The organism is Pseudomonas sp. H1_G08 (genome assembly GCF_054681355.1).
This window is the reverse complement of record NZ_CP162822.1, coordinates 5,463,492-5,487,342: the sequence shown is the minus strand read 5'-3', so window position 1 is coordinate 5,487,342 and position 23,851 is coordinate 5,463,492. Positions and strand designations below refer to the sequence as shown.

20 protein-coding genes are annotated in these 23,851 nt (G+C 61.6%); 13 read left to right on the top strand and 7 right to left on the bottom strand.

Annotation, left to right across the window (positions count from 1 at the left end):
• Nucleotides 1-40 precede the first annotated feature (40 nt).
• Nucleotides 41-5,047, bottom strand: a complete 5,007-nt coding sequence (locus AB4N85_RS24795; RefSeq protein ID WP_460066262.1) for a DUF4329 domain-containing protein — start codon at nucleotides 5,045-5,047, stop codon at nucleotides 41-43.
• 162 nt (nucleotides 5,048-5,209) lie between these two features.
• On the opposite strand from AB4N85_RS24795, the gene urtA reads away from it, so the two are divergent.
• The 11 genes from urtA to ureC all read left to right on the top strand — a co-directional run bounded on the left by urtA (nucleotide 5,210) and on the right by ureC (nucleotide 15,616).
• Nucleotides 5,210-6,475: an urea ABC transporter substrate-binding protein gene (gene urtA / locus AB4N85_RS24790; protein WP_056787644.1), complete on the top strand. Its 1,266-nt coding sequence runs from the start codon at nucleotides 5,210-5,212 to the stop codon at nucleotides 6,473-6,475.
• 214 nt (nucleotides 6,476-6,689) lie between these two features.
• Nucleotides 6,690-8,192 carry an urea ABC transporter permease subunit UrtB gene (gene urtB / locus AB4N85_RS24785; protein ID WP_315435376.1) on the top strand — a complete coding sequence of 501 codons (1,503 nt, stop codon included), beginning with the start codon at nucleotides 6,690-6,692 and terminating at the stop codon, nucleotides 8,190-8,192.
• Nucleotides 8,192-9,271: an urea ABC transporter permease subunit UrtC gene (gene urtC / locus AB4N85_RS24780; protein ID WP_056787639.1), complete on the top strand. Its 1,080-nt coding sequence runs from the start codon at nucleotides 8,192-8,194 to the stop codon at nucleotides 9,269-9,271. The genes urtB and urtC overlap by 1 nt, the downstream gene beginning before the upstream one ends.
• A complete protein-coding gene (urtD, locus tag AB4N85_RS24775) occupies nucleotides 9,268-10,137 on the top strand; it encodes an urea ABC transporter ATP-binding protein UrtD (RefSeq protein ID WP_370695112.1) in 870 nt (289 codons plus the stop codon). Before urtC ends, urtD begins: the two co-directional genes overlap by 4 nt.
• Nucleotides 10,138-10,277: 140 nt before the next feature.
• A complete protein-coding gene (gene urtE, locus AB4N85_RS24770) occupies nucleotides 10,278-10,976 on the top strand; it encodes an urea ABC transporter ATP-binding subunit UrtE (protein ID WP_016771889.1) in 699 nt (232 codons plus the stop codon).
• A 43-nt stretch (nucleotides 10,977-11,019) separates the two neighbouring features.
• Nucleotides 11,020-11,859 (top strand): urease accessory protein UreD, encoded by an 840-nt coding sequence (locus AB4N85_RS24765; protein ID WP_315435377.1) that lies wholly within the window; start codon nucleotides 11,020-11,022, stop codon nucleotides 11,857-11,859.
• 227 nt (nucleotides 11,860-12,086) lie between these two features.
• Nucleotides 12,087-12,389, top strand: a complete 303-nt coding sequence (gene ureA / locus AB4N85_RS24760; protein ID WP_003221215.1) for an urease subunit gamma — start codon at nucleotides 12,087-12,089, stop codon at nucleotides 12,387-12,389.
• Nucleotides 12,390-12,398: 9 nt separating this feature from the next.
• Nucleotides 12,399-12,932 (top strand): GNAT family N-acetyltransferase, encoded by a 534-nt coding sequence (locus AB4N85_RS24755; protein WP_353188087.1) that lies wholly within the window; start codon nucleotides 12,399-12,401, stop codon nucleotides 12,930-12,932.
• Nucleotides 12,933-12,937: 5 nt separating this feature from the next.
• Nucleotides 12,938-13,474: a GNAT family N-acetyltransferase gene (locus AB4N85_RS24750; protein WP_236169796.1), complete on the top strand. Its 537-nt coding sequence runs from the start codon at nucleotides 12,938-12,940 to the stop codon at nucleotides 13,472-13,474.
• On the top strand, nucleotides 13,471-13,776 hold the full coding sequence (locus AB4N85_RS24745; protein WP_095180936.1) for an urease subunit beta: 306 nt from the start codon (nucleotides 13,471-13,473) through the stop codon (nucleotides 13,774-13,776). Before AB4N85_RS24750 ends, AB4N85_RS24745 begins: the two co-directional genes overlap by 4 nt.
• A 139-nt stretch (nucleotides 13,777-13,915) precedes the next feature.
• Nucleotides 13,916-15,616 (top strand): urease subunit alpha, encoded by a 1,701-nt coding sequence (ureC, locus tag AB4N85_RS24740; RefSeq protein ID WP_041480696.1) that lies wholly within the window; start codon nucleotides 13,916-13,918, stop codon nucleotides 15,614-15,616.
• Between the two features lie 60 nt (nucleotides 15,617-15,676).
• Here ureC and AB4N85_RS24735 read toward each other — a convergent pair whose 3' ends face one another.
• From AB4N85_RS24735 to AB4N85_RS24725, 3 genes are all read right to left on the bottom strand, one after another.
• Nucleotides 15,677-17,086, bottom strand: a complete 1,410-nt coding sequence (locus tag AB4N85_RS24735) for a hypothetical protein (protein ID WP_460066255.1) — start codon at nucleotides 17,084-17,086, stop codon at nucleotides 15,677-15,679.
• Between the two features lie 203 nt (nucleotides 17,087-17,289).
• Nucleotides 17,290-17,595 (bottom strand): chaperone modulator CbpM, encoded by a 306-nt coding sequence (locus AB4N85_RS24730; RefSeq protein WP_016771896.1) that lies wholly within the window; start codon nucleotides 17,593-17,595, stop codon nucleotides 17,290-17,292.
• Nucleotides 17,596-17,618: 23 nt separating this feature from the next.
• Nucleotides 17,619-18,563, bottom strand: coding sequence for a DnaJ C-terminal domain-containing protein (locus AB4N85_RS24725; protein WP_024011397.1), 945 nt, complete (start codon nucleotides 18,561-18,563; stop codon nucleotides 17,619-17,621).
• Between the two features lie 290 nt (nucleotides 18,564-18,853).
• Between AB4N85_RS24725 and AB4N85_RS24720 the strand changes: the two genes are divergently transcribed.
• Entirely contained in the window at nucleotides 18,854-20,128 is a 1,275-nt protein-coding gene (locus AB4N85_RS24720) for an Hsp70 family protein (RefSeq protein ID WP_130929365.1), read from the top strand.
• 176 nt (nucleotides 20,129-20,304) lie between these two features.
• Here the strand turns inward: AB4N85_RS24720 and AB4N85_RS24715 are convergent, their stop codons facing one another.
• The 3 genes from AB4N85_RS24715 to AB4N85_RS24705 all read right to left on the bottom strand — a co-directional run bounded on the left by AB4N85_RS24715 (nucleotide 20,305) and on the right by AB4N85_RS24705 (nucleotide 22,813).
• Complete coding sequence (locus AB4N85_RS24715) at nucleotides 20,305-21,318, bottom strand: AI-2E family transporter (RefSeq protein ID WP_016771899.1); 1,014 nt, start codon at nucleotides 21,316-21,318, stop codon at nucleotides 20,305-20,307.
• Between the two features lie 331 nt (nucleotides 21,319-21,649).
• On the bottom strand, nucleotides 21,650-21,955 hold the full coding sequence (locus tag AB4N85_RS24710; protein WP_016771900.1) for a PsiF family protein: 306 nt from the start codon (nucleotides 21,953-21,955) through the stop codon (nucleotides 21,650-21,652).
• A gap of 63 nt (nucleotides 21,956-22,018) precedes the next feature.
• Entirely contained in the window at nucleotides 22,019-22,813 is a 795-nt protein-coding gene (locus tag AB4N85_RS24705) for an AraC family transcriptional regulator (RefSeq protein ID WP_406228146.1), read from the bottom strand.
• Between the two features lie 96 nt (nucleotides 22,814-22,909).
• On the opposite strand from AB4N85_RS24705, the gene AB4N85_RS24700 reads away from it, so the two are divergent.
• Nucleotides 22,910-23,797, top strand: a complete 888-nt coding sequence (locus tag AB4N85_RS24700) for a DMT family transporter (protein WP_460066249.1) — start codon at nucleotides 22,910-22,912, stop codon at nucleotides 23,795-23,797.
• Nucleotides 23,798-23,851 lie beyond the last annotated feature (54 nt).

The window sequence follows — 23,851 nt, the reverse complement described above, 5'->3', positions numbered from 1 at the left end:
CGGGCCGTTGCGGCGGCCCACGCCTGTTCATTCATTTCACTTACAACTCGTCGCGCAAGCGCACGGTTCCGGGTGTCGGGGTCTGCTGACGACGGCTTCGCCAAGTAGTGTTCATGCGGCCGGTCTGGCGCCAGTAATAACCGCCGATCAGCACCCGAAACTCACCCAGCGCCATAAGCCGCGAAAGAAACTCTCCAGGGCTCAGCCGGCTGATCCAGCGTCCGCCCTCGAAAGTGGCTGAGCGGGTCAGCAACAGATCTCTTTCCGCCCTTGAATACACAGGTGTGTACTTGAGCAGCACATCGTGCGGCGTTGAATAGTAGTAGTGCAGGATATGCAGGCCTTTTTCCGTGGGTGCATGGGTGTGCGCATGCACCAGCGAAGGCGCAGCGTAATTGGCATAGACCTGATCCACGTCCGCCGCCAGCGTGGTGTTGCCCGAGACATGCAATTGATGGGTGGCCATCACCGAGTAACCCTCGGGGTAACGCGGCGCCGGATCGCGCCAACTGACAGCAGGATCTGCAGCGGTACGCAGTATGCGCAACAGCGGATTGTCCTCGTTGGCCAAATACACGATCGGCTCAAGCGGAACGAAGCGAAGGCTGGACGGGTTCGCCAGAATCGCACTCTCATAACCGGTGCCTATTACCGCCTGGCCGGCTACCCGCCCATGAACATGGCAGGCGGCATCATCGGGATGATGAAAGACAGGTCCCAGCGCTGGCGCCGGATGCTCGCGCCAGCGTTGCTCACTGGACACCTCGGTCAGCCGTGGCTGCCAGTGTTCATCCACCTGACCATGCCGCGACCAGTATTCACTGGTTTCAATCACCTCAAGTCGACCGGCATGAGCCATCCGTTGGACATAGTCGACAAATCTGAACGTACCGCTGGCAGTGCCCCGCTCATCGACCGCCGCTTCCACCTTCGACACAAAGGCATTGGGGCGCAGTTGCACTTGCCCGAACTCATCGTAGAAAGTGCCGGGCTCGAATGCATGCAGTTGCAATTTCAACAACGCGCCATCGGCGCAGGAGAAGTAGATCGGCCGGTACCCCTGGGGCGTGTTGGCCCATGCGCAGGCTGCCTGGACATCGTTGGGCAGCAGAAAAAAGTGTCGCATATCGTCCGGCCGCGCGCCCAGAGGTGGCAGGGCTGCTCGCAAATAAATGGCGCTCAGACTGAAACCTGACGGCAGCTTGCCCTGTTCGAAAACCCGATCCAGCGCCAACCCCGAACGCTGCACCGCAACTGGCAGAGTGGACACCAACAGGTCTTCAGGGCCGTTCAAAACGTAGCCGAAGGTCTGCGTATCCCTGCTCAACGACAGTTGATGAGCGTAACGCGCGGCAGCGTCTGCCTGGATGAACAGCGGGCTGCCGACCGGGCGGATCAACGCCTTGTCATAATCTGCGGCCGGCAACAGATCCCCGGAGTACGGTGCCCACTGGACTATCTGGCGCGGTTGCCCCCAGATCGCGCTTGCGGCGACCACCCACAGACGCCCGGCCCTGGCCAGATCGTTCACCCATTCGACGGGTTTCAATTGCCGATCGCGCAAGCGCTGTCTTATCGCTTTTGCATCGACGACGGACAGCCGCTCGCCCTGATCAAGCAGCTGCGAAAGCAGTTCGGCTTGCGGCCGATAGCCAATCACCGCGCCATCCGGACAGAACAGGTATTCATCCCGTGGGGCGGGTGTATAGCGAACCAGGGAACCGTCCGCCGCCACCCGGTATTCCTCTTTCATGCCGCGCTTGTTGAATGCCGACTCCAGCACCTCGACCGAAAACACGTTCTGGTACACCTGCTTTTGCACAGGCGCCAAGACCAACGACACCTCTTGGGCGACGCGCGAGCGGTACCGCGCCACGATGCGACAACCCGCAGGAAACAATCCGGCGGCGCGACTTTCCTCAGGGCAGATATCGGTGAAATCAAAATCCTCATGGCTGACTTCAACAGGCACTGTGGCGACGTAGCGCTTATCGACCGTCTCCAGAATCAGCCCGCCATGCACCCTGTCGGTCACCAGAGGCACGAGTGTCCTGGCGTGGACGGCCGCGTCGTCAGCCGTCAGAAAGACCGGACCGAGCCGGCGCCGTTCGAGATTTGCGTACGGTTGCCAGGTGGCTGGCACCAGCCCCGCCCGGTCCCAGCACAGACCGGTGCGCATGACGGACAGCTCGCCGCTGCTGGCGACCTCATGGATAAAGTCGGTCGGTAGACGGTTGCCAGCGGCCAGATCGCTTTTGATCTGTTCAAGCGTGCGCTGGGACGAGGCGTCATGAAACAGTTTGCTGGACTTGCTCCACACATATTTGAGCAAAGCACCATCGCGCACGGCGATATAAAGCGCTGCGGGAGCGTCCGACACCATGACCGGGCGCCGGCCGCCGTAATACATCGAGGCTGTCAGGTGGTCCGGCGAGATGAAGTAATGCGCCAGCCATTCATCCGGGCTTTTCGTCGGATCACCGGCTCGTTGCGACGCATAAAAATTGCCGTGCAGTTCGAAGCCCTCGGGCAACGCATGCCAGGGCTCTGAGGGCAGGTCGGCGAAAACCGAATCGAGCCTGAACAGATTCTTGCCTTGATCACTGACTGGCACCAGCTCGGTAGCCACATACTCTGGCCGGCTCTTGTGCCTGAGAATGAAGCCGAAGTACGCGCGCGTTTCGCCCTGTGGACGAAAGTCCCCCATGCATCGGTCCCGTGCAGCCTCATCCGCCGAGGGGAAAATCGCGCCGAATGCCACACCTTCCAGGCGTTTCCAGGGCAAAGGCAACGTCAGCGGCGGCAACGGTATTTGCGGCTGCGGGAGTGGCGTGGGTTTGGGCAGGATCGGCTTGTCTCTGTCCGGCTGGGGATACAGAAGCGGCGGCAGTTGCACCACCGGCAACTGCGGCGCGGGCGAAGGCGCGGGCGTTGTACGCAGCGACCAGGTAGCCGGCACCCGCCCGCGATAGCCCCACAGTTCATTATCGATCAGAACCGTTAAACGTCCGGCCGCTGCCTGTTCACGTATGAAGTCCTGCGGGCGTTTACGGCCGCTGTCCAGTTCCAGCGCCAGGGCGCCCGGATGCTGGCGCGTGCCCAGGCGCCGGGCCAATTCCGTGGAGCCCGCAGATCCGATGACCTCATACCTGACGAGGCTGTCCGGCGCCGCGCTGACATACAAGGCAATCTCGTCGAGCAGGACTTGCCTGACCTCCGCCACACTCAACATCTGCAAGCTCACAGCCGCTTCCTGATACGCCCAGCCAAAAAGCTCCGTATCCACCGGCAAAAGTTGCGACATGGCAATGTGAGAGACGTAACGGGCGTGCAGCGCATGGTCGTCGGGAAAGACCGGACGCCCATGATTGTCCATCGGATAAAGCCTGCCCTGACTGAGCGTGTCGATATCTCCCGGCAACGGTTCGGTCACCACGAAACGCTTGTCGCTGCGCTGAAAAACATACCCGGCGTACGGTTTGTCACGGCGCAGGCCGGCGAGTTCATGGGCATGACGAGCGGCATCATCGGCGCACAGAAAAGCGCCGCTCAATCGCGGCCAGGGGAAGTTCGCGAAGGGTTGCCATTGCAGATCCACCGGCCCCAGATGCGCCCACAGCGCACTGCCGCGCACGACCTCCAGGGTGCCAGCCAGTACCAGCATCGAGACAAATGCGCGGGTATCCAGTGTGCCGGCCAACAGCCTTGCCTGCAGACCATTGTCACTGACCGTGCCGTCCGACTGCGTAACGCTCAGTGCCGCTTCGATCGAATCGCCGCTGAAGCGGTACTTCAACATCGCATGATCCTGCGCCCGCATGTACAGCGACAACGCATGTCCCGCTTTCGCCAGATGTTTGCTGCGGGCATTCGCTTCGATAGCGACGGCGATCTCCCGGGGCGTGAAGAAGTTCTCGTAGAGCCACGGCTGAGCGGGTGGAAACTGCGCAGGGTCGGGCCGCGAGGCGAAGTAGAAGCCCTCCAGCAAATACCCCCTCGGCAGCTGCAATTGCCCTTGGGCATCAACCGGAAATATTCGCTCAGGATCCCATGCAGCCAGTCCGGCCGGGCGCGCATGGGTGGCGACATACTCCTCGCCAATCAATTTTTTCAATATCAGGCCCGTCGTCTGTGCGCCTCTGGATTTCAAGGCGGCAAGCACGGCGCGTTCGGCATTGACGCATACCCGGGTCATCAGCGGCAGTTCGGTGACCACACCCGTGGAGAACGACGCGCCGGCCTTCCAGTCCGCAGGTACGCGCCCCACCGAGTAGCCCCAGTCGGCATTCGAAACAATGACTTTGAGTTCACCCACGGTCGCCAGCTTGTTGATCACCGCCATCACGTCATAGGCCCCCGCCGGATGGCCCGACGGCCCGCCGGACTGCTGCCAGAGGAAGTAGTCGCGTTCCTCGGGCGAGCCGCTCGAGACGTATTTGAGCAAGCTGCCATCCGGGCCTGAAAGGTAAGCGCTGCGGAAAAAACCCCGCGCCGACACATCGCCAATGAAATCGCCGCCTGAATAGAAGCTCATGAACAACCTGAGCAGGGTTTCATCCTGACGCCGATTGCCATTGCGGAACTGGTCATGTAGCGGCGGATGGCTGTGTACGCTGGCGATACATCGGTAGCCCAAGGGATGGAGCATGCCGCCAAGGGCATCGGTCTGCACAATCGTGCCGAAGTCGAAGCGCGTGGCTTCACCTGCGATGGGAGAGGTGGCGAGGAATTTCCCGTCCGGTCGCAGCAGGACCACGCTGCCGTACTCTTTGTCCGGGTTGAGTGGAATTCTTGTGTGCACCCAATAGGCGGCGTCTTCTTCAGTCAGAAAAGCCGGGCTCAGTGGGGGCAGCTTGAACGTTGCTGAAGAACTTGCGGTACGACCGGATCGGCCTGAGACATGACTCATAAAAACCTGCGCTGAGAATCGGATGAGCAACTGAGTGTGGCCCTTCGGTTTTCTCGAGCTGTGGTACAGGGTTATCGCTTTTGTATCCGCATCTGAGTGCCAGCGGGCGCCCCAATCTGGCGCAACTCGACGCACCATCGCCCGCCTGCCGTCCCCTCCTGGTGCACGGTTTCAGCGCGCAAGCGCTCTGGCACGACATTTTCTTGCCTGAACGCGACCGGGCACAGCCTTTGCAAAACACAGCTTCAGTCGTCCGCATCTGCCAACCAGAAAAAATCGAATGTTCATGGAGATCGCACAATGAAGCGTCGCAGTTTGATCAAGGCTTTCACACTCACGGCATCCATTGCCGCGATGGGCATGACCTGGACTGTCCAGGCCGCCGAGACCATCAAGGTCGGGATTCTGCATTCGTTGTCCGGGACCATGGCGATCTCCGAAACGTCGCTCAAGGACATGGCACTGATGACCATCGACGAGATCAACGCCAAGGGCGGTGTGAACGGCAAGATGCTCGAGCCGGTGGTGGTCGACCCCGCTTCCAACTGGCCGCTGTTCGCTGAAAAGGGCCGACAGCTGCTGACCCAGGACAAGGTCGCGGTGGTGTTCGGCTGCTGGACCTCGGTATCGCGCAAATCGGTATTGCCGGTGTTCGAAGAGCTCAACGGCCTGCTGTTCTACCCGGTGCAGTACGAAGGCGAAGAGATGTCGCCGAACGTCTTCTACACCGGCGCCGCGCCGAATCAGCAAGCGATCCCCGCCGTTGAATACCTGATGAGTGAAGAAGGCGGCAGCGCCAAGCGCTACTTCCTGCTCGGCACCGACTACGTCTACCCGCGCACCACCAACAAGATCCTGCGCGCGTTCCTGCACTCCAAAGGCGTGGCCGACAAGGACATCGAAGAGGTCTACACGCCGTTCGGTCACAGCGATTACCAGACCATCGTTGCCAACATCAAAAAATTCTCCGCCGGTGGCAAGACTGCCGTCATCTCGACCGTCAACGGCGACTCCAACGTGCCGTTCTACAAAGAGCTGGCCAACCAGGGCCTGAAGGCTACCGACGTACCGGTGGTGGCGTTCTCGGTCGGCGAAGAAGAACTGCGCGGCATCGACACCAAACCGCTGGTGGGCAACCTCGCGGCGTGGAACTACTTCGAGTCGGTGGAGAATCCTGCGAACAAGAAATTCGTCGCGGACTGGAAAGCCTATGCGAAGAAACACAACCTGCCGGGCGCCGATAAAGCCGTGACCAACGACCCGATGGAAGCCACCTACGTCGGTATCCACATGTGGGCGCAGGCGGTCGAGAAAGCCAAATCCACTGACGTCGACAAGGTTCGTGAAGCACTGGCCGGGCAGACCTTTGCTGCGCCGTCCGGTTACACGTTGACCATGGACAAGACCAATCACCACCTGCACAAGCCCGTGATGATCGGCGAAATCCAGAGCGACGGGCAGTTCAACGTCGTGTGGCAGACCGAAGGCCCGATCCGCGCGCAACCATGGAGCCCGTTCATTCAGGGCAACGACAAGAAGCCGGATTATGCGGTGAAGAGCAACTGAGGCGAATTCAGTTTTTGAGGCGAGCATGAGACTTCCCCCTCACCCCAGCCCTCTCCCTCAGGGAGAGGGGGAAAGGGAGCCGATCTTCATGCTCTTCAGACCCTGAGTTCGACTCGAGTTCGCAGGTCGCAGCACATCGTCCAGACACCTCGGTCAGTCCCCTCTCCCTCCGGGAGAGGGTTAGGGTGAGGGGCGGTTGAACAGGACACCACTAATGCCCACTGCCATACACCGCGTACTTCTCGCCATAGCACTGTTGCTGCCACTCCTGGCCCACGCCGGCGACGCCGAAGACTTTGTCGCGGCCAACCCGATGCAACAGGCCAAACTGCTGGAAGCCTGGGCCGCGCAGCCCGATCCGGCGCGTATCGAATTGCTCAACGCCCTGCAACAAGGCGAACTGACGATCGACGGCCAAGCGAAAACCCTGCGCCTGAACAATCGCCTGCGGGGTCTGATCGACACCGCAATGGCCAGCCATCAATTGCTCGCCGCTGACAGCAAGATCCGTCTGGGCGCCGCGCAGCAATTGCAGAAAAGCGCGAAACCCGCGCAGCTGAAATTTCTCGACCGGCAGCTCGCTGGGGAAAAAGATGAAAGCGTGCATGCCGCCCTGAGCCTGGCGCTGGCCAATCTGCAACTGGTCGACAGCGACCCGGCGGTGCGCCTCGCGGCGGTACGTCTGCTCGGTGAAACCGGCGACCCGCTGGCACGCACACGCCTCGAAGGCCTGCTCGAGCCCGGCGTGGAAAGCGATGCCGGCGTGCTCACCGCCGCCGAAACCAGCCTCGCTCAGGTCAAGCGCAAGCTGCTGATCGGCGAAGTGCTCGGCCAGGCCTTCAGCGGCATGTCGCTGGGCTCGATTCTGCTGCTCGCGGCCCTCGGCCTGGCGATCACCTTCGGCCTGCTCGGGGTGATCAACATGGCGCACGGCGAGATGCTGATGCTCGGTGCCTACTCGACCTACGTCGTGCAGTTGATGTTCCAGCGTTACGCGCCGCAAGCCATCGAGTTCTATCCGCTGATCGCGCTGCCGGTAGCGTTTTTCGTCACCGCCGCCATCGGCATGGCGCTGGAGCGCACGGTCATCCGCCACCTTTACGGTCGGCCACTGGAAACCCTGCTCGCGACCTGGGGCATCAGCCTGATGCTGATCCAGCTCGTACGGTTGGTGTTCGGCGCGCAGAACGTAGAAGTAGCAAATCCGGCATGGCTGTCCGGCGGCATTCAAGTGCTGCCCAATCTGGTGCTGCCGTACAACCGCATCGTCATCATCGCTTTCGCATTGTTCGTGGTGGTGCTGACCTGGCTGCTGCTGAACAAGACCCGCCTCGGCCTCAACGTCCGCGCCGTCACCCAGAACCGCAACATGGCCGCCTGCTGCGGCGTGCCGACCGGGCGCGTGGACATGCTCGCCTTTGGTCTCGGCTCGGGCATCGCCGGGTTGGGCGGCGTGGCGCTGAGCCAGATCGGCAACGTCGGTCCCGACCTTGGCCAGAGCTACATCATCGACTCGTTCCTGGTGGTGGTGCTCGGCGGCGTCGGCCAATTGGCCGGTAGCGTGCTCGCCGCATTTGGCTTAGGGATCGCCAACAAGATTCTCGAACCGCAGATCGGTGCGGTGCTCGGCAAGATCCTGATCCTCGCGCTGATCATTCTGTTCATTCAGAAACGTCCGCAAGGCCTCTTCGCACTGAAAGGACGGGTGATCGACTGATGAACCAGCCTCTGTTAGTCACGGCCACACAAAAGGCCGGGCCGAAAGTCACGCTCGCGGTCGGCGGGGTGATCCTCGCGCTGCTGATCGTTCTGCCGCTGCTCTCGTTGTTGTCGCCGGACAATGCCCTGCACGTCTCGGCCTACACGCTGACCCTGGTCGGCAAAATCCTCTGCTACGCCATCGTCGCTCTGGCGCTGGATCTGGTCTGGGGCTATGCCGGCCTGCTTTCGCTGGGCCACGGCCTGTTCTTCGCCCTCGGCGGGTACGCGATGGGCATGTACCTGATGCGTCAGGCGGCCGGCGATGGCTTGCCAGCGTTCATGACTTTCCTGTCGTGGAGCGAATTGCCGTGGTACTGGACCGGCACCAGCAGCTTCCTCTGGGCCATGTGTCTGGTGGTGCTGGCGCCGGGGTTGCTGGCGCTGGTGTTCGGCTTCTTCGCCTTCCGTTCGCGGATCAAAGGCGTGTATTTCTCGATCATGACCCAGGCCCTGACCTTCGCCGGCATGCTCCTGTTTTTCCGCAACGAGACCGGTTTCGGTGGCAATAACGGCTTCACCAATTTCCGCACGATCCTCGGTTTCGGCATCACCGAACCGGGCACCCGCGCGGTGCTGTTTCTGGCCACGGTGTTGCTGCTGGTGGCGAGCCTGTTCATCGGCTGGCGCCTGGCGCAAAGCAAGTTCGGTCGCGTGCTGACAGCGCTGCGTGATGCGGAAAACCGTTTGATGTTCTGCGGCTACGACCCGCGCGGTTTCAAGCTGTTCGTCTGGGTGCTGAGTGCGGTGCTGTGCGGTCTCGCCGGAGCGCTGTACGTGCCACAAGTCGGCATCATCAACCCCAGCGAAATGTCGCCGACCAACTCGATCGAAGCGGCGGTGTGGGTCGCCCTTGGCGGGCGCGGCACGCTGATCGGGCCGCTGCTCGGCGCCGGCGTGGTCAACGGCATGAAGAGCTGGTTCACCGTGGCCTTCCCGGAATACTGGCTGTTCTTCCTCGGTGCGCTGTTCATCGTCGTGACGTTGTACCTGCCCAAGGGCGTGATCGGTCTGCTGAAGAAACGAGGTGAACAATGAGAGTCACAGCGAGTGCTGAATTCATGCTGGAGCCGGCGTTTTTCCCCGTGGAACCGAACAAGGACGAAGGCACCAGCCGCGACTCGATCGGCCTCGGCCAGCGCGTCGGCCCGGGCCTCGATACGCGTCACGGCACGATCCTCACCCTGGAGGACATCAGCGTCAGCTTCGACGGCTTCCGTGCGTTGAACAATCTCAACCTGTACATCGGCGTCGGCGAACTGCGCTGCATCATCGGCCCCAACGGCGCGGGCAAAACCACGCTGATGGACGTGATCACCGGCAAGACCCGGCCCAGCCATGGCAAGGCCTGGTTCGGCGAAACCCTGGACCTGACGCAGATGAGCGAAGTGCAGATTGCCCAGTCCGGCATCGGCCGCAAGTTTCAGAAGCCAACGGTGTTCGAAGCCTTGAGCGTGTTCGAAAACCTTGAGCTGGCGCAGAAGACCGATAAGTCGGTGTGGGCCAGTTTGCGTGCACGCCTGAGCGGCGAACAGAAGGACCGCATCAGCGAAGTGCTCGAGACGATTCGCCTGACCACCTCGGTCAATCGCCAGGCGGGCTTACTGTCCCACGGCCAGAAGCAGTTCCTCGAGATCGGCATGCTGCTGATGCAGGACCCACAACTGCTCCTGCTCGACGAACCGGTGGCGGGCATGACCGACGCCGAAACCGAGTTCACTGCCGAGCTGTTCAAATCGCTGGCGGGCAAGCATTCGTTGATGGTGGTCGAGCACGACATGGGCTTCGTCGGCTCGATTGCCGACCACGTCACGGTGCTACATCAGGGCAGCGTTCTGGCGGAAGGCTCGCTTGAGCAAGTGCAGGACAACGAGCGGGTGATCGAGGTCTACCTCGGCCGCTGAACATTGCGAATACAAAACCTGTGGGAGCGAGCCTGCTCGCGAAAGCGGTGCATCAGGCGATGAACATGCTGAATGTCACACCGCATTCGCGAGCAGGCTCGCTCCCACAGGGTTCTGTGTGCAACAGAAGGAATTCGAACATGCTGCAAGTCGACAAGCTGCACCAGTACTACGGCGGTAGCCACATCCTGCGCGGCCTCTCGTTCGACGTGAAAGTCGGCGAAGTCACCTGCCTGCTCGGCCGCAACGGCGTCGGCAAGACCACGTTGCTCAAATGCCTGATGGGCCTGCTGCCGGCCAAGGAAGGCGCGGTGAACTGGGAAGGCAAACCGATCACCACGTTCAAACCGCATCAGCGCGTGCATGCTGGTATCGCCTACGTGCCGCAGGGCCGTGAGATCTTCGGGCGCCTGACGGTGGAAGAGAATCTGCTGATGGGCCTGTCGCGTTTTCCAGGCTCAGAAGCCAAAGAAGTCCCGGGTTTCATCTACGAATTGTTCCCGGTGCTGCTACAAATGAAGCAGCGCCGTGGCGGTGATCTGTCCGGCGGTCAGCAACAGCAACTGGCAATCGGCCGGGCGCTGGCCAGCCGCCCGCGCCTGCTGATTCTTGATGAGCCCACCGAAGGCATTCAACCGTCGGTGATCAAGGAAATCGGCGCGGTGATCAAGCAGCTCGCGGCGCGCGGTGACATGGCGATTCTGCTGGTCGAGCAGTTCTACGACTTTGCTGCAGAACTGGCCGATCAATACCTGGTGATGTCGCGGGGCGAGATCGTTCAGCAGGGTCGCGGTGAAAATATGGAGGCCGAGGGTGTACGCGGGCTGGTCACGATCTAACGCGCCGGTCTAATCTGTAGCTTCCTAACGATAATCACAAACCATGAATTCGATTGTTGCACCTGCCCTGTTTACCCCGAGCTGGCACGCCGAGCTGGAACTGGCGTACGCGCGTTTCGGCGATTGCACGCGTCCGGTCATGCGCCGTCACCTCGGCCCGCTGCGCGTGCAAAAGCATCTGTACGCCGAAGGCCCGCAAGTCTGCCAGCACATCATCGTCCATCCGCCGGGCGGAATTGCCGGTGGTGATCGGCTCGATATCAGCGCCCGCGTCGAACACAACGCCTGGGCGCAAATCACCAGCCCCGGCGCCGCCAAGTGGTATCGCGCGGGTGGGCCGGCGTATCAACAGCTCGACTTGCAAGTCGCTGCCGGTGCGACTCTGGAATGGCTGCCGCAGGAAACCATCGTCTACAGCGCCGCGCAAGCCGAGTTGACCACAACGATCGAGCTTGAAGGCGATGCGCGGCTGTTCTACTGGGACGTGGTGGCGCTGGGCCGCCCGGCCAGCGGCGAGCGTTTTGACCTCGGGCATTTTCAGGCGCACCTGGACATCCGCCGCGACGGTCGGTTGCTCTGGCACGAACGGCAGCGCATTGTCGGTGCAGACGGTTTACTCGATTCGCCGATCGGCCTGGATGGCAATCCGGTGTTCGCAACGATGCTGGTGACCGGTGAGATAGACGCCGGGTTGCTGGAGCGCTGCCGCTCGCTGGGGCATGGGGTACGCGGGGATTTGACTCAGTTGCCGGGGTTGCTGGTGGCACGGTGCCTGGCCAGTGAGGCGTTGCTCGCCCGCGCCTGGCTGATTGATTTATGGCGACTGCTAAGGCCTGCGCTGCTGGGGCGCGAGGCTATCGCGCCAAGAATATGGAGCACCTGAAACCCCGACCCTCACCCCCCGCCCTCTCCCGGAGGGAGAGGGAGCCTGACCGAGTCGTCTGAAATAAATTTATCTGCCTGAACGAATATTGCTGACTGAATTGGCCATTGAAAACAACCAAGATCAGTCCCCTCTCCCTCGGGAGAGGGCTAGGGTGAGGGGCTGCTCCAACTGGCACCCCACACTTCTCGAGAGCCACCCGAATCTGCCCTGATGGAACCCGAACCATGGACCTGACCCCACGCGAAAAAGACAAGCTGCTGATCTTCACCGCCGGCCTCGTCGCCGAGCGGCGGCTGGCCCGTGGCGTGAAACTCAACTACCCGGAAGCCATGGCCTACATCTCCGCCGCGCTGCTGGAGGGTGCCCGCGACGGCCAGACCGTGGCCGAGCTGATGCACTACGGCACCACCCTGCTCAGCCGCGAACAAGTGATGGAAGGCATCCCGGAAATGATCCCGGAAATCCAGGTCGAGGCGACGTTCCCCGACGGCACCAAACTGGTCACCGTTCACCAGCCGATCGTCTGAGGCCGCGCCATGACTTACGCCATTCGCGATGCAAGCCGGGCCGACCTGCCGGCGATCCGCGACATCTACAACGACGCCGTGCTCAACACCACGGCGATCTGGAATGAACAAGCGGTCGACCTCGGCAATCGCCAGGCATGGTTCGACGCGCGTCAGTTGCAGGCGTACCCGATTCTGGTGATCGTCGACAGCCACAACGCGGTGCTGGGTTACGCCTCGTTCGGCGATTGGCGGCCGTTCGACGGTTTCCGCCACACCGTCGAACACTCGGTGTACGTGCGCAGCGATCAACGCGGCAACGGCCTCGGCCCGCAACTGATGACCGCGTTGATCGAACGCGCCCGCGCCTGCGGTAAACACGTCATGGTCGCTGCCATCGAGAGTGGCAACGCCGCGTCGATTCGCCTGCACCAGCGCGCCGGTTTCAGCGTCACCGGGCAGATGCCGCAAGTGGGCACCAAGTTCGGCCGCTGGCTCGATCTGACCTTCATGCAGTTGACCCTCAATCCCGGCGCACAGCCGCCGGATACTCACAAGGAGTGATGTCGATGAACGCCGCCCAGTTGCGCCGCGTCAACGCTGAAAGCTTTGCCCACTATCGCCAGGGCCTGATCGATCTGCTGCTCGACGCCGTCGGTTACGGCGCCAGCGTCGGTTTCATGGCCGACCTCGATGAGGTGCAGGCGCGCGCATATTTCGATGAGGTGCAGGACAACATCAACAAGGGCAGCACGCTGCTCTGGGTGGTGGTCAAGGACGAGCAGGTGCTGGCCAGTGTGCAATTGGGTCTGTGCCAAAAGGCCAACGGTCTGAACCGCGCCGAAGTGCAGAAGCTGCTGGTACGCGAAGACGCCCGGCGGCGCGGCCTCGGTCAGCAACTGATGCAGGCGCTGGAACTCGAGGCGCCCAAGCACAAGCGCGGCATGCTCTATCTCGACACCGAGGCCGGCTCGCCGGCGGAAGATTTCTACAAGGCGCTGGGCTACGTGCGCGCCGGCGAAATCCCTGATTACGCCTGCGACCCCAACGGCACCTATCGCCCGACCGCGCTCTATTACAAAGTCCTGCAAGGAGCCCAGCGATGATTCCTGGCCAATACCAGATCCAGCCCGGCGACATCGAACTCAACGTCGGCCGTCGCACCCTCAGCCTGAAAGTCGCCAACAGCGGCGACCGGCCGATTCAGGTCGGCTCGCATTTCCACTTTTTTGAAACCAACGACGCGCTGACCTTCGATCGCGCCGCCAGTCGCGGCATGCGCCTGAATATTCCCGCCGGCACGGCGGTGCGCTTCGAGCCGGGCCAGAGTCGTGAAGTCGAGCTGGTGGATTACGCCGGGCATCGCCGGGTGTTCGGCTTTGCCGGCCGCATCATGGGTGATCTCTAAACAACACGGTGCCCGCTCTGGCCCCTTCGCGAGCAGGCTCGCTCCCACATGAGAACGCGATCAAATGTGGGAGCGAGCCTGCTCGCGAAAGCGAGTAATGCGAGCGATTTCAGACCCAATTGAATCTCAAGGCATGCCCATGAAAATCTCCAGACAAGCCTACGCCGACATGTTCGGCCCCACCGTCGGCGACAAGGTGCGCCTGGCCGACACCGAGCTGTGGATCGAAGTCGAAAAGGACTTCACCACCTACGGCGAGGAAGTGAAATTCGGTGGCGGCAAAGTCATCCGCGATGGCCAGGGCCAGAGCCAATTGCTCGCCGCCGAAGTGGTCGACACGCTGATCACCAACGCGCTGATCATCGACCACTGGGGCATCGTCAAGGCCGACGTCGGCCTCAAGGACGGGCGCATCGCCGCAATCGGCAAGGCCGGCAACCCCGACGTGCAGCCCAACGTGACCATTGCCATCGGCGCCGGCACCGAAGTGATTGCCGGCGAAGGCATGATCCTCACCGCTGGCGGCATCGACACGCATATCCACTTCATCTGCCCGCAGCAGATCGAAGAAGCGCTGATGAGCGGCGTCACCACCATGATCGGCGGCGGCACCGGGCCTGCCACCGGCACCAACGCCACCACCTGCACCTCCGGCCCGTGGCATCTGGCGCGCATGCTCCAGGCCGCCGATGCTTTCCCGATGAACATCGGTCTGACCGGCAAGGGCAACGCCAGCCTGCCGGAGCCGTTGATCGAACAGGTCAAGGCCGGTGCCATCGGTCTCAAGCTGCACGAGGACTGGGGCACCACTCCGGCGAGCATCGACAACTGCCTCAACGTCGCCGACCAGTACGATGTGCAGGTGGCGATCCACACCGATACCCTCAACGAATCCGGCTTCGTCGAAACCACCCTTGGCGCGTTCAAGGGCCGCACCATCCACACCTATCACACCGAAGGTGCCGGTGGCGGCCACGCGCCAGACATCATCAAGGCCTGCGGCTTTGCCAACGTGCTGCCAAGCTCGACCAACCCGACCCGGCCGTTCACCCGCAACACCATCGACGAACACCTCGACATGCTGATGGTCTGCCATCACCTCGACCCGAGCATTGCCGAAGACGTCGCCTTCGCCGAAAGCCGCATCCGCCGCGAAACCATTGCCGCCGAAGACATCCTCCACGACCTCGGCGCGTTCTCGATGATCAGCTCCGACAGTCAGGCCATGGGCCGCGTCGGTGAAGTCATCACGCGCACCTGGCAGACCGCCGACAAGATGAAAAAACAGCGCGGCCCGCTGCCACAGGACGGCGCAGGCAACGACAACTTCCGCGCCAAGCGTTACATCGCCAAGTACACGATCAACCCGGCAATCACTCATGGCATCAGCCATGAAGTCGGCTCGATCGAAGTCGGCAAGTGGGCCGATCTGGTGCTCTGGCGCCCGGCGTTCTTTGGTGTGAAGCCGACGCTGATCCTCAAGGGCGGCGCGATTGCCGCCAGCCTGATGGGCGACGCCAACGCTTCGATTCCAACACCGCAACCGGTGCATTACCGCCCGATGTTTGCCAGCTACGGCGGCTCGCTGCACGCCACCAGCCTGACCTTTATCAGCCAGGCGGCGCAGGAGGCCGGATTGCCAGAAGCCTTGGGATTGAAGAAGCAGATCGCTGTGGTGAAGGGCTGCCGAGACGTGCAGAAAACCGACCTGATCCACAACGACTATCTGCCGAACATCGATGTCGATCCACAGACCTATCAGGTCAAGGCCGATGGCGTGTTGCTGTGGTGCGAACCGGCGGAAACGCTGCCGATGGCGCAGCGCTATTTTCTGTTCTGATGAAGGCGTGCGCTGAATACGGACGCGCAGGTCCGTATTCAGTCGCGATCGCTCAGGCAATCACGGGAACAGTTTCGCGATGTCCGCATCGCTGTAGTTGTAATCGATGCGTAACTCGGTTCCCGCCGGAATGTCTTCGGTAGCGAAGATGGCGTTGAGAATGAAGTCTCGGGTGACCAGTTCCTTGCCTATCCACTGTTGCGCTTCGACATCGAACGGGACGAACTCGACGTTGTAACCCTCCGTAGCCTGACGAACTGGTTTGCCCGTGGCGTCATACCAAAAGCGCGTGTTGATCCGGGAAATGATCGTGTCACCGACCAGCGCGAATTCGTAGGGGATCAAATATCCAGGCCCTGGTTGATAACGGACGCCGACCTTCATGGTGTATGACTGCTGGGGCAGCGGCACAAGACGTCCCGGCATGATCGCGCCAGCATAGACACCGACCACCTCGCCTCGGGTGATGCGCCGGTTGGCGACCACCATTGACTGGCCGACCAGGGCCTGCTCTCCGGGCACCGTCATGTCGGCCTCGGTGAACAATCGCCATTGCAGCTTTTCTTCATACAACCGCGCGACATGCTCGTAGGCGCCAAACTTGATGTAGGGCTTGATCTGCTCGGAGGTATAACGGCTGCCGTCTTCGAAACGCGCCAGGGTCTGGAGCTTCTTTATCCTGACAGGCCGGCCGGCCATGTCCCGGAAAGGGTATTTGCCGTTATTAGCACGGTCGTAGATCCCGGGCCGATTGGCAAGGAACGAAAACCGCGTTTCGCTGCGCATCGCACGCAATTCGTCAGCGGTGAAGGGTTTGACGGGCATCGACTCGGACGCCAGATAAAAATGTTCCTGCGTTGCACCGCCATCGTCGGGCAGCTCCTCAACGGCAGACTCATAGTCTTCATCGCTCTGGCGCGCCACCCTGCGGCTTTTACCCGGGACAGCGGCAGCGTCCGGCGACGCGCCGGACTCTTCAAGCGCGTACCAGTGCTTGGTCAACGGATCGTAGGCAAGCACAGGGCCGGACGGCTGCAGCTCGCTGGACAATCTGGCCCGATGCAGACCGGTCTCGGCATCGACGCCGATCAGCACCGTACCACCGCCCTGCAGGTCCGCGTATTGGCGTCCTTTGAATACGCGAAACCCGTCAACGTCCGCTTGCGGTAGAGGGGCTGTCGAGGCAATCAGGTAACGCTCCAGAGCCGAGGTTTTAAGCTTCGGGACGGGACCAGATGTAGACGGCGTCGGGTCGACGTGCACGCTGTGCGGGGCAACTGCAGTTTCCATTTGCTGCGTGTTGCTGCCGGGCTCACTGGCATCGGGCGGGGTCTTGCGAATGAACGGACCGGGGGTCAGGTGCGACGACTCGATCCCGTGCGCGGCGGGATCCCGGGATGTGCGCCCAGGGGTGGTGATATCGACTGCGCCCGGCTTGGGCGGCTTGGGCGGCTTGGGTCTGACTGGCATTGACAGGCTTCCTTGCAAAGATTGCGCAGCGCTGGCCAGTCTGGCTGGCGCTACGACCGTCGGCATCCATTGCCAACATGTGCCCGGAAAACTATCAGACCATCCTGCCGGTTCATACCGGACGAAACACCCGCAAACATTAATCAGGCGGGAGCGGGCCGGCACGCGATGAGGCCAGCTAGGACCTCACGGCCTCAAACAATTTATTCGACCACCAACCGCCCCAAACGCTGGCGCAACATGCGGTTCTCGGCACGCAACTGCTTCACCTCGTCCAGCAGATCCAGCGCCAGCGCCACGCCTTCCCACTCCAGTTCCAGATCACGGCGCAGCTTCGCCGCACGCTTGGCCAAGGCCAATTCGTAATCGGTGAAGCGCCATTCCCGGGGCTGTGCGCCCTGAGGTTCGAGGATGCCGTGCTCGACGATTTCGATCACGTAGACGTCCGACAAATCGGCCGCCTCACAGAATTCTGCCAGGTCCAGTTGAACGATCAGGGGGCTGCTCATGATGGGCTACTCCGTCGTCGGGTTCAGAAGTTCTCTCGCGGATTGAAGGCGGCTTTCTTCGCCAGTTCCTGCCACAGCGCCTTGACCTCATCGTCGGAGGCTTTGGGCATCACGGCCTTGAGCTGCACGAACAGATAACCGCGTTCGCCGGCCTTGTTCAGCAGGCCATGGCCCTTGGCGCGCATGCGCTGGCCATTCTGGCTGCCGGCCGGCACCTTGAGGTTGATCTTGCCGGTCAGGGTCGGCACGGCCACTTCAGTGCCCAATGCCAATTCCCACGGAGCCAGGGGCAAGGTGATGATCAGGTTTTCGCCTTCGACATCGAATTTCGGGTGCGGCGCAAAACGAATGGTCAGGTACAGGTCGCCATTCGCCCCGCCACCGATGCCCGGTGCGCCCTGGCCCTTCAGGCGAATTCGCTCGCCATCGGTCACGCCGGCCGGAATCTTCACGTTCAGGCTCTTGCTGGTGTTGCTGACATGCTGGCCGTGCGCGTTGTATTGCGGCACCTGAAAGGTGACTTTCTTCGATTCGTTCGACAGGGTTTCTTCGAGGAAGACCGGCAGTTCCATTTCCACGTCTTGCCCTCGGCGTCCGCGTGATTGGCGGCTCTCGGCGCCACCGAAACCGGGGCCGCGATTACCGAAGATCGAACTGAAGAAGTCCGAGAAGTCGCCCGTGTCGCCACCGCCGCCACCGAAGCCGCCACGGCTCTGCCAGCCCGGTGGGCCCTGAAACGGCTGACCGTGCTGGCCATAACGGCGCAGTTCGTCGTATTCGGCGCGCTTGTCGGCGCTTTTCAGCGCTTCATAGGCTTCCGAGGCATCCTTGAACTTGGCCTCGGCGTCTTTTTCCTTGCTGACATCGGGGTGGTATTTGCGCGCCAGCTTGCGATAGGCCGCCTTGATGGCCTTGTCGTCAGCTGTCGGCTCCACGCCGAGTATCTTGTAATAGTCTTTGAAGTCCATGGAAGGATCACCATCCGTTATCGATTTCGCGCCGAGACCAGCATGCGCCGATTGGCACGTGCCGGGTTGACCGATCTCAAGTTTGTGACCGGGTGGCGCCGCAGAAGTTTATCGGCAGTGGACGACGGTTCTTGCGACCGCCGGTGTGTCTGCCGGCCCATGCCAGCAAGTTTGGGGCGATGCGGTGGTTTTCAACTGTCTGGGGGCGAAATAGCGGATGACCGGCCTTCGAATCTGCCGCGCACTGACATACACTGCGCGGCCGTTTTTTTGACCGGAAACCGAAAGACATGAAAGACGCCTCTCCAGCCCGTGCCTGCGGCATCGACTTCGGCACGTCCAACTCCACCGTCGGCTGGCTGCGCCCCGGCATGGACACCATGATTGCGCTGGAAGACGACAAGATCACCCTGCCGTCGGTGGTCTTCTTCAACATCGAGGAACGTCGCCCGGTCTACGGTCGCCTGGCCCTGCACGAGTATCTGGAAGGCTACGAAGGCCGGCTGATGCGCTCGTTGAAAAGCCTGCTCGGCTCCAAGCTGATCAAGCACGACACCAGCGTCCTCGGCACGGCGATGCCGTTCAAGGATCTGCTCGGGCTGTTCATCGGCCAGCTCAAGAGCCGCGCCGAAACCGCCGCCGGTCGGGAATTCGAGCAAGTGGTGCTGGGTCGCCCGGTGTTCTTCGTCGACGACGATCCGCTGGCTGACCAGGAGGCCGAAGACACCCTGGTCGAAGTGGCGCGCAAAATCGGCTTCAAGGACGTGTCGTTCCAGTACGAGCCGATCGCGGCAGCGTTCGACTACGAGTCGACCATCGAGAAAGAAGAGCTGGTACTGATCGTCGACATCGGCGGTGGTACCTCCGACTTCTCGCTGGTGCGCCTGTCGCCCGAGCGTCGCGGTGTCGACAACCGTCACGATGACATCCTCGCCACCGGCGGTGTGCACATCGGTGGTACCGACTTCGACAAACAGCTGAGTCTGCAAGGCCTGATGCCGCTGTTCGGCTACGGCAGCCGCATGAAGAGCGGCGCCTACATGCCGACCAGCCACCACATGAACCTGGCGACCTGGCACACGATCAACTCGGTGTACTCGCAGAAATCCACGCTGGCGCTGGGCAGCATGCGCTACGACATCGAAGACACCGGCGGCATCGATCGCCTGTTCAAGCTGATCGAACAGCGCGCCGGGCACTGGCTGGCGATGGAAGTGGAAGAAACCAAGATCCAGCTGACCCACGCCGACAGCCGCCACGTGCCGCTGGACCGCATCGAAGCCGGGCTGAGCGTAGAGCTGAGCCGCGCGCTGTTCGAATCGGCGATCGAAGCCTTGCTCGAGCGCGTGCGCGGCAGCGTTACGCAATTGCTCAATGATGCCGGCGTGGCGGTCGATCAGGTCGACACGGTGTTCTTCACTGGTGGTTCGAGCGGCATCCCGGCCCTGCGCAACAGCGTCTCGGCAATGCTGCCGAACGCCCGGCATGTCGAAGGCAACATCTTTGGCAGCATTGGTAGCGGTTTGGCGATTGAAGCGATGAAGCGTTACGGTTCGATGGCCTGATCACAATCTGTGGCGAAGAGCCTTTGTGGAGAGGGGATTTATCCTGTGGCGAGGGGATTTATCCCCGTTGGGCCGCGAAGCGGCCCCGCTCCTGAGCTTGAAAGCAGGGGCCTGCTGCGCAGGCCAACGGGGATAAATCCCCTCGCCACAGATGCATTCAATTCAGTTGCTTGGCCTTAGACCATCCCGCCCAGCTTCAGCTCACTCTTTAGATACGCGTAATAAATCGGCCCCGCCACCACCCCCGGCAAACCGAACGCGGCTTCGAACACCAGCATCGCCAGGAGCAACTCCCACGACTTGGCACTGATCTGCCCACCAACGATGCGCGCGTTGAGGAAGTATTCGAGCTTGTGAATAACGATCAGATAGCCCAGCGCGGCGATCGCCACCCAGATCGACAGCGACAGACCGACGATGGTGATCAGCGTGTTCGACATCAGGTTGCCGATCACCGGCAGCAGGCCGAGCAGGAAGGTCAGCACGATCAGGGTTTTGGTCAGCGGCAGCTTGATGCCGAACATCGGCAGGATCACCGCGAGGAAGATCCCGGTGAACACGGTGTTGAGCAGGGAAATCTTGATCTGCGCGAAGACGATATTGCGGAACGCCTGCACCAGCAGATGCAAACGGTCGAACAAAGCGGCGGCCAGCGGCTTGCGCTTGGTCACGTCGGGGATGCGCTGCAGGGCGATGATCGCGCCGAGCACCATGCCGATCAGCAGGGTGACGAACATGTGCGCGGCGTCCTTGCCGACCAGTTGCAGGTCGGCCAGATGCTTGCTCGCCCACTCGCCGATCGCCACGCGAAATTCCGCCGCACTCGCCGGCAGATAGGCATCGATGAACGGCGGCAACTGCCCGCGCGCGCGATCGACTACGCCCATGAATTTGTCGAGTGAAGCGCCGGGGTTTTCCGCTTCATGCAGGAGGAAACTGATAGCCCCGGCGAAAATCAGCGCCAGCGCACTTACTACCAGCGTGCCGAGCAGCGCCACCGCCAACCAGCGGGCACGCCGCCCTTCGATCAGCCGTTGCAGTTGCGGGGTGAGCATGTTGACCAGCTCGAACACCAGCAACCCGGCCAAAAGACTGGGCAACAAGCGCAGCGGCAGCACCAGCAGCAGACCGCCAAAAATGATGATGCAACTGACCCAGAACACAACATGACGCTGAGAAAACGTTGGCATACAGCCTCAAAACGAACGGCGTGAAAGGATGGGCAGTCTGCCAGCGATCCTGGGTTAGCACTAGGGATATGCGGGGTTTCGGATTTTCGTGCAAGGCTTGCGAATTTCCCCCTCACCCTAGCCCTCTCCCAGAGGGAGAGGGGACCGATTGGGGGTTGCTCGAAAAATTTTCCGACCTGAACGTGCAGTGCCGAATCCGCAATCGACCCGGTATTTCAGACCCCAGTTCCTGTCGGCATCAATGCGGTCGGTCCCCTCTCCCTCCGGGAGAGGGTTAGGGTGAGGGAAAATCTCAAGCCGACCGAGTCAATCGGACACCCATGGCGCCCCCTTATTTTTTCTTCAGACACTCACTCATGAACGCCTTGCGCGCATCGCCGGTCAGTGCCTTGGTTTTCGCATCGGCATTACAGGTGGTCATCTTCTGCTGCTGCGGGGTCAGCTCCTTGCCATCGTTGGCCGCTGGCGCCGCTTTCAGGCAGGTGCTCATGAACGCCTTGCGCTCATCGCCCTTCAAACTCTTGGCGGTCGCATCGGCATTGCAGGTGGTCATCTTGTTCTGTTGCGCCGTGGCGGCGAAACCCTGGGAACACACAAGCAGCCCGATCATCAACAACGGCACACGCAACATCTTCATGGAGTTTTCTCCTTGTTGCCGCACCGATGGATGCGGCCTCTGTCGCAGTGTAGTCAAAGCTTGTTACACCTTCCTGCCCTCGAGGTGGCTGCGCCGATACTGCTCCGGCGTGCACCCGGCCTGGCGGGCGAACATGGCGATGAATGCCGAGCCGCTGCTGTAGCCGAGGTCGAAAGCGATTTCCTGCACCGAACGCGAGGTTTCCAGCGCCTCGATCGCCGCCAGATAACGCAAGCGCTGACGCCACTCGCCAAAGCTCATGCCCAGCTCGCGGACAAACTGCCGCGCCAGCGTGCGCTCGCTGACATGCACTTGCGCGGCCCAATGCGCCAACGGTTGGTTGTCGCCCGGCGCGGCCTGCAAGGCGTCGAGAATCGTCAGCAAGCCCGGGCTGCTCGCGTACGGCAGATAACATTCCTGCACCGGTGCCTGTTGCAGTTGGTCAACCAATACCTGAGCCAGACGCTGATCGGCCTCCTGCTCGGGGATCTTCACATCGCGGGCGGCGAAGTCTTTGAGGATGGCCTTGAGAATGTCGCTGATTGCCAGCGTGCAGGCCCGCGCCGGCAATCGCGCGCAGACGTCGGGATCAAGACACACCGCGCGGTAGTTGACCGGTTGATGGCTGTAGAAACTGTGCTCGACCTCGGGCGGCACCCACACCGCGTACTGTGGCGGCGACATGAAGCGGCTGCCGTCGACATCCATGTGCAGCACGCCATGGGCCGCGTATTCCAGCGTGCCCCAAGGATGCCGGTGTGGCGCGGCATATTCGTGGGCATTGAAATCGGCGTAGCGGAAATACACCGCTGACGGCAGTTCGCTGAAATCGAGCAGATCGATGTGTTTGCTGTTCATGCTGTCCGGATGCAGAGGCAGGTTGTCTGGATCGCAGTATAGGCCTGCATCCAGACAGGCGATAATCGCGCTTCATCAACGTTCTGGTTTTGTCCCATGCAATACGCGTTTCCCCTGCTGGCGATTTTCATCTGGGCCGGCAACACCGTGATCAACAAACTGGCGGTCGGCGCGATCTTCCCCGCCGAGATCGGTTTCTATCGCTGGCTGCTGGCCGGCGTGCTGTTCACGCCATTCATGCTCTCGAAAGTGATCGCACACTGGCCGCAGATTCGGCCGAACCTGAGGCGGATTTTCGTCCTCGGCGTGCTCGGCATGGCGGTGTATCAGAGCCTCGCCTATTTCGCCGCAACACTGACCACCGCGACCAACATGGGCATCATCCTGTCGCTGATGCCATTGATGTCGCTGGCCATGGCGATCATCAGCCTCGGCCAGCGCCTGACCGCTGGTGCGCTGGTCGGTGCGGTGCTGTCGTTCGCTGGCGTGCTGGTGGTGGTGTCATCCGGCAGCCTCGGAGCGCTGCTGCAACACGGGGTCAATCTGGGCGATGCGATGATGCTGATCGCCACGCTGGCCTACGCGGTTTACAGCACGCTGCTGAAAAAGTGGCAACTGCGCCTGCCGCCGCTGGTCCTGCTGTACTTGCAGGTGCTGGTGGCGATTGTGGTGTTGTTTCCGCTGTTCGCTGTTTCGCCGAAGACCGGTTTGAATCTGCAGAACGTGCCGCTGGTGCTCTATGCATGCCTGCTGGCTTCGATGGTCGCGCCGCTGGCGTGGATGCAGGCGGTGCAGCGACTGGGGCCGAGCCGGACGACGTTGTTCTTCAATCTGCTGCCATTGATTACTGCGTTGATTGCGGCGCTGGTGTTGAAGGAACAGTTGGCGATGTATCACCTGGTGGGCGGATTGCTGACCTTGGGCGGGGTGGTTTTGTCGGAGCGCTGGACCACCGTGTTGGGCCGCCGGGTCAGCGTTGCCTGATAAGGCCCCTTCGCGAGCAGGCTCGCTCCCACATTGAAATGCAGACACCTGTGG

What these genes read in the sequence shown, in the direction of transcription:
- AB4N85_RS24720 (WP_130929365.1), top strand. Translation starts at nt 18,854, where the DNA reads ATGAAAGACGCCTCTCCAGCCCGTGCCTGCGGCATCGACTTCGGCACG.
- AB4N85_RS24725 (WP_024011397.1), bottom strand. Translation starts at nt 18,563, where the DNA reads ATGGACTTCAAAGACTATTACAAGATACTCGGCGTGGAGCCGACAGCT.
- AB4N85_RS24745 (WP_095180936.1), top strand. Translation starts at nt 13,471, where the DNA reads ATGATTCCTGGCCAATACCAGATCCAGCCCGGCGACATCGAACTCAAC.
- AB4N85_RS24730 (WP_016771896.1), bottom strand. Translation starts at nt 17,595, where the DNA reads ATGAGCAGCCCCCTGATCGTTCAACTGGACCTGGCAGAATTCTGTGAG.
- AB4N85_RS24755 (WP_353188087.1), top strand. Translation starts at nt 12,399, where the DNA reads ATGACTTACGCCATTCGCGATGCAAGCCGGGCCGACCTGCCGGCGATC.
- urtB (WP_315435376.1), top strand. Translation starts at nt 6,690, where the DNA reads ATGCCCACTGCCATACACCGCGTACTTCTCGCCATAGCACTGTTGCTG.
- AB4N85_RS24795 (WP_460066262.1), bottom strand. Translation starts at nt 5,047, where the DNA reads ATGGTGCGTCGAGTTGCGCCAGATTGGGGCGCCCGCTGGCACTCAGAT.
- AB4N85_RS24705 (WP_406228146.1), bottom strand. Translation starts at nt 22,813, where the DNA reads ATGAACAGCAAACACATCGATCTGCTCGATTTCAGCGAACTGCCGTCA.
- AB4N85_RS24765 (WP_315435377.1), top strand. Translation starts at nt 11,020, where the DNA reads ATGAATTCGATTGTTGCACCTGCCCTGTTTACCCCGAGCTGGCACGCC.
- urtA (WP_056787644.1), top strand. Translation starts at nt 5,210, where the DNA reads ATGAAGCGTCGCAGTTTGATCAAGGCTTTCACACTCACGGCATCCATT.
- urtE (WP_016771889.1), top strand. Translation starts at nt 10,278, where the DNA reads ATGCTGCAAGTCGACAAGCTGCACCAGTACTACGGCGGTAGCCACATC.
- AB4N85_RS24715 (WP_016771899.1), bottom strand. Translation starts at nt 21,318, where the DNA reads ATGCCAACGTTTTCTCAGCGTCATGTTGTGTTCTGGGTCAGTTGCATC.
- ureA (WP_003221215.1), top strand. Translation starts at nt 12,087, where the DNA reads ATGGACCTGACCCCACGCGAAAAAGACAAGCTGCTGATCTTCACCGCC.
- AB4N85_RS24735 (WP_460066255.1), bottom strand. Translation starts at nt 17,086, where the DNA reads ATGCCAGTCAGACCCAAGCCGCCCAAGCCGCCCAAGCCGGGCGCAGTC.
- AB4N85_RS24700 (WP_460066249.1), top strand. Translation starts at nt 22,910, where the DNA reads ATGCAATACGCGTTTCCCCTGCTGGCGATTTTCATCTGGGCCGGCAAC.
- urtD (WP_370695112.1), top strand. Translation starts at nt 9,268, where the DNA reads ATGAGAGTCACAGCGAGTGCTGAATTCATGCTGGAGCCGGCGTTTTTC.
- AB4N85_RS24750 (WP_236169796.1), top strand. Translation starts at nt 12,938, where the DNA reads ATGAACGCCGCCCAGTTGCGCCGCGTCAACGCTGAAAGCTTTGCCCAC.
- AB4N85_RS24710 (WP_016771900.1), bottom strand. Translation starts at nt 21,955, where the DNA reads ATGAAGATGTTGCGTGTGCCGTTGTTGATGATCGGGCTGCTTGTGTGT.
- ureC (WP_041480696.1), top strand. Translation starts at nt 13,916, where the DNA reads ATGAAAATCTCCAGACAAGCCTACGCCGACATGTTCGGCCCCACCGTC.
- urtC (WP_056787639.1), top strand. Translation starts at nt 8,192, where the DNA reads ATGAACCAGCCTCTGTTAGTCACGGCCACACAAAAGGCCGGGCCGAAA.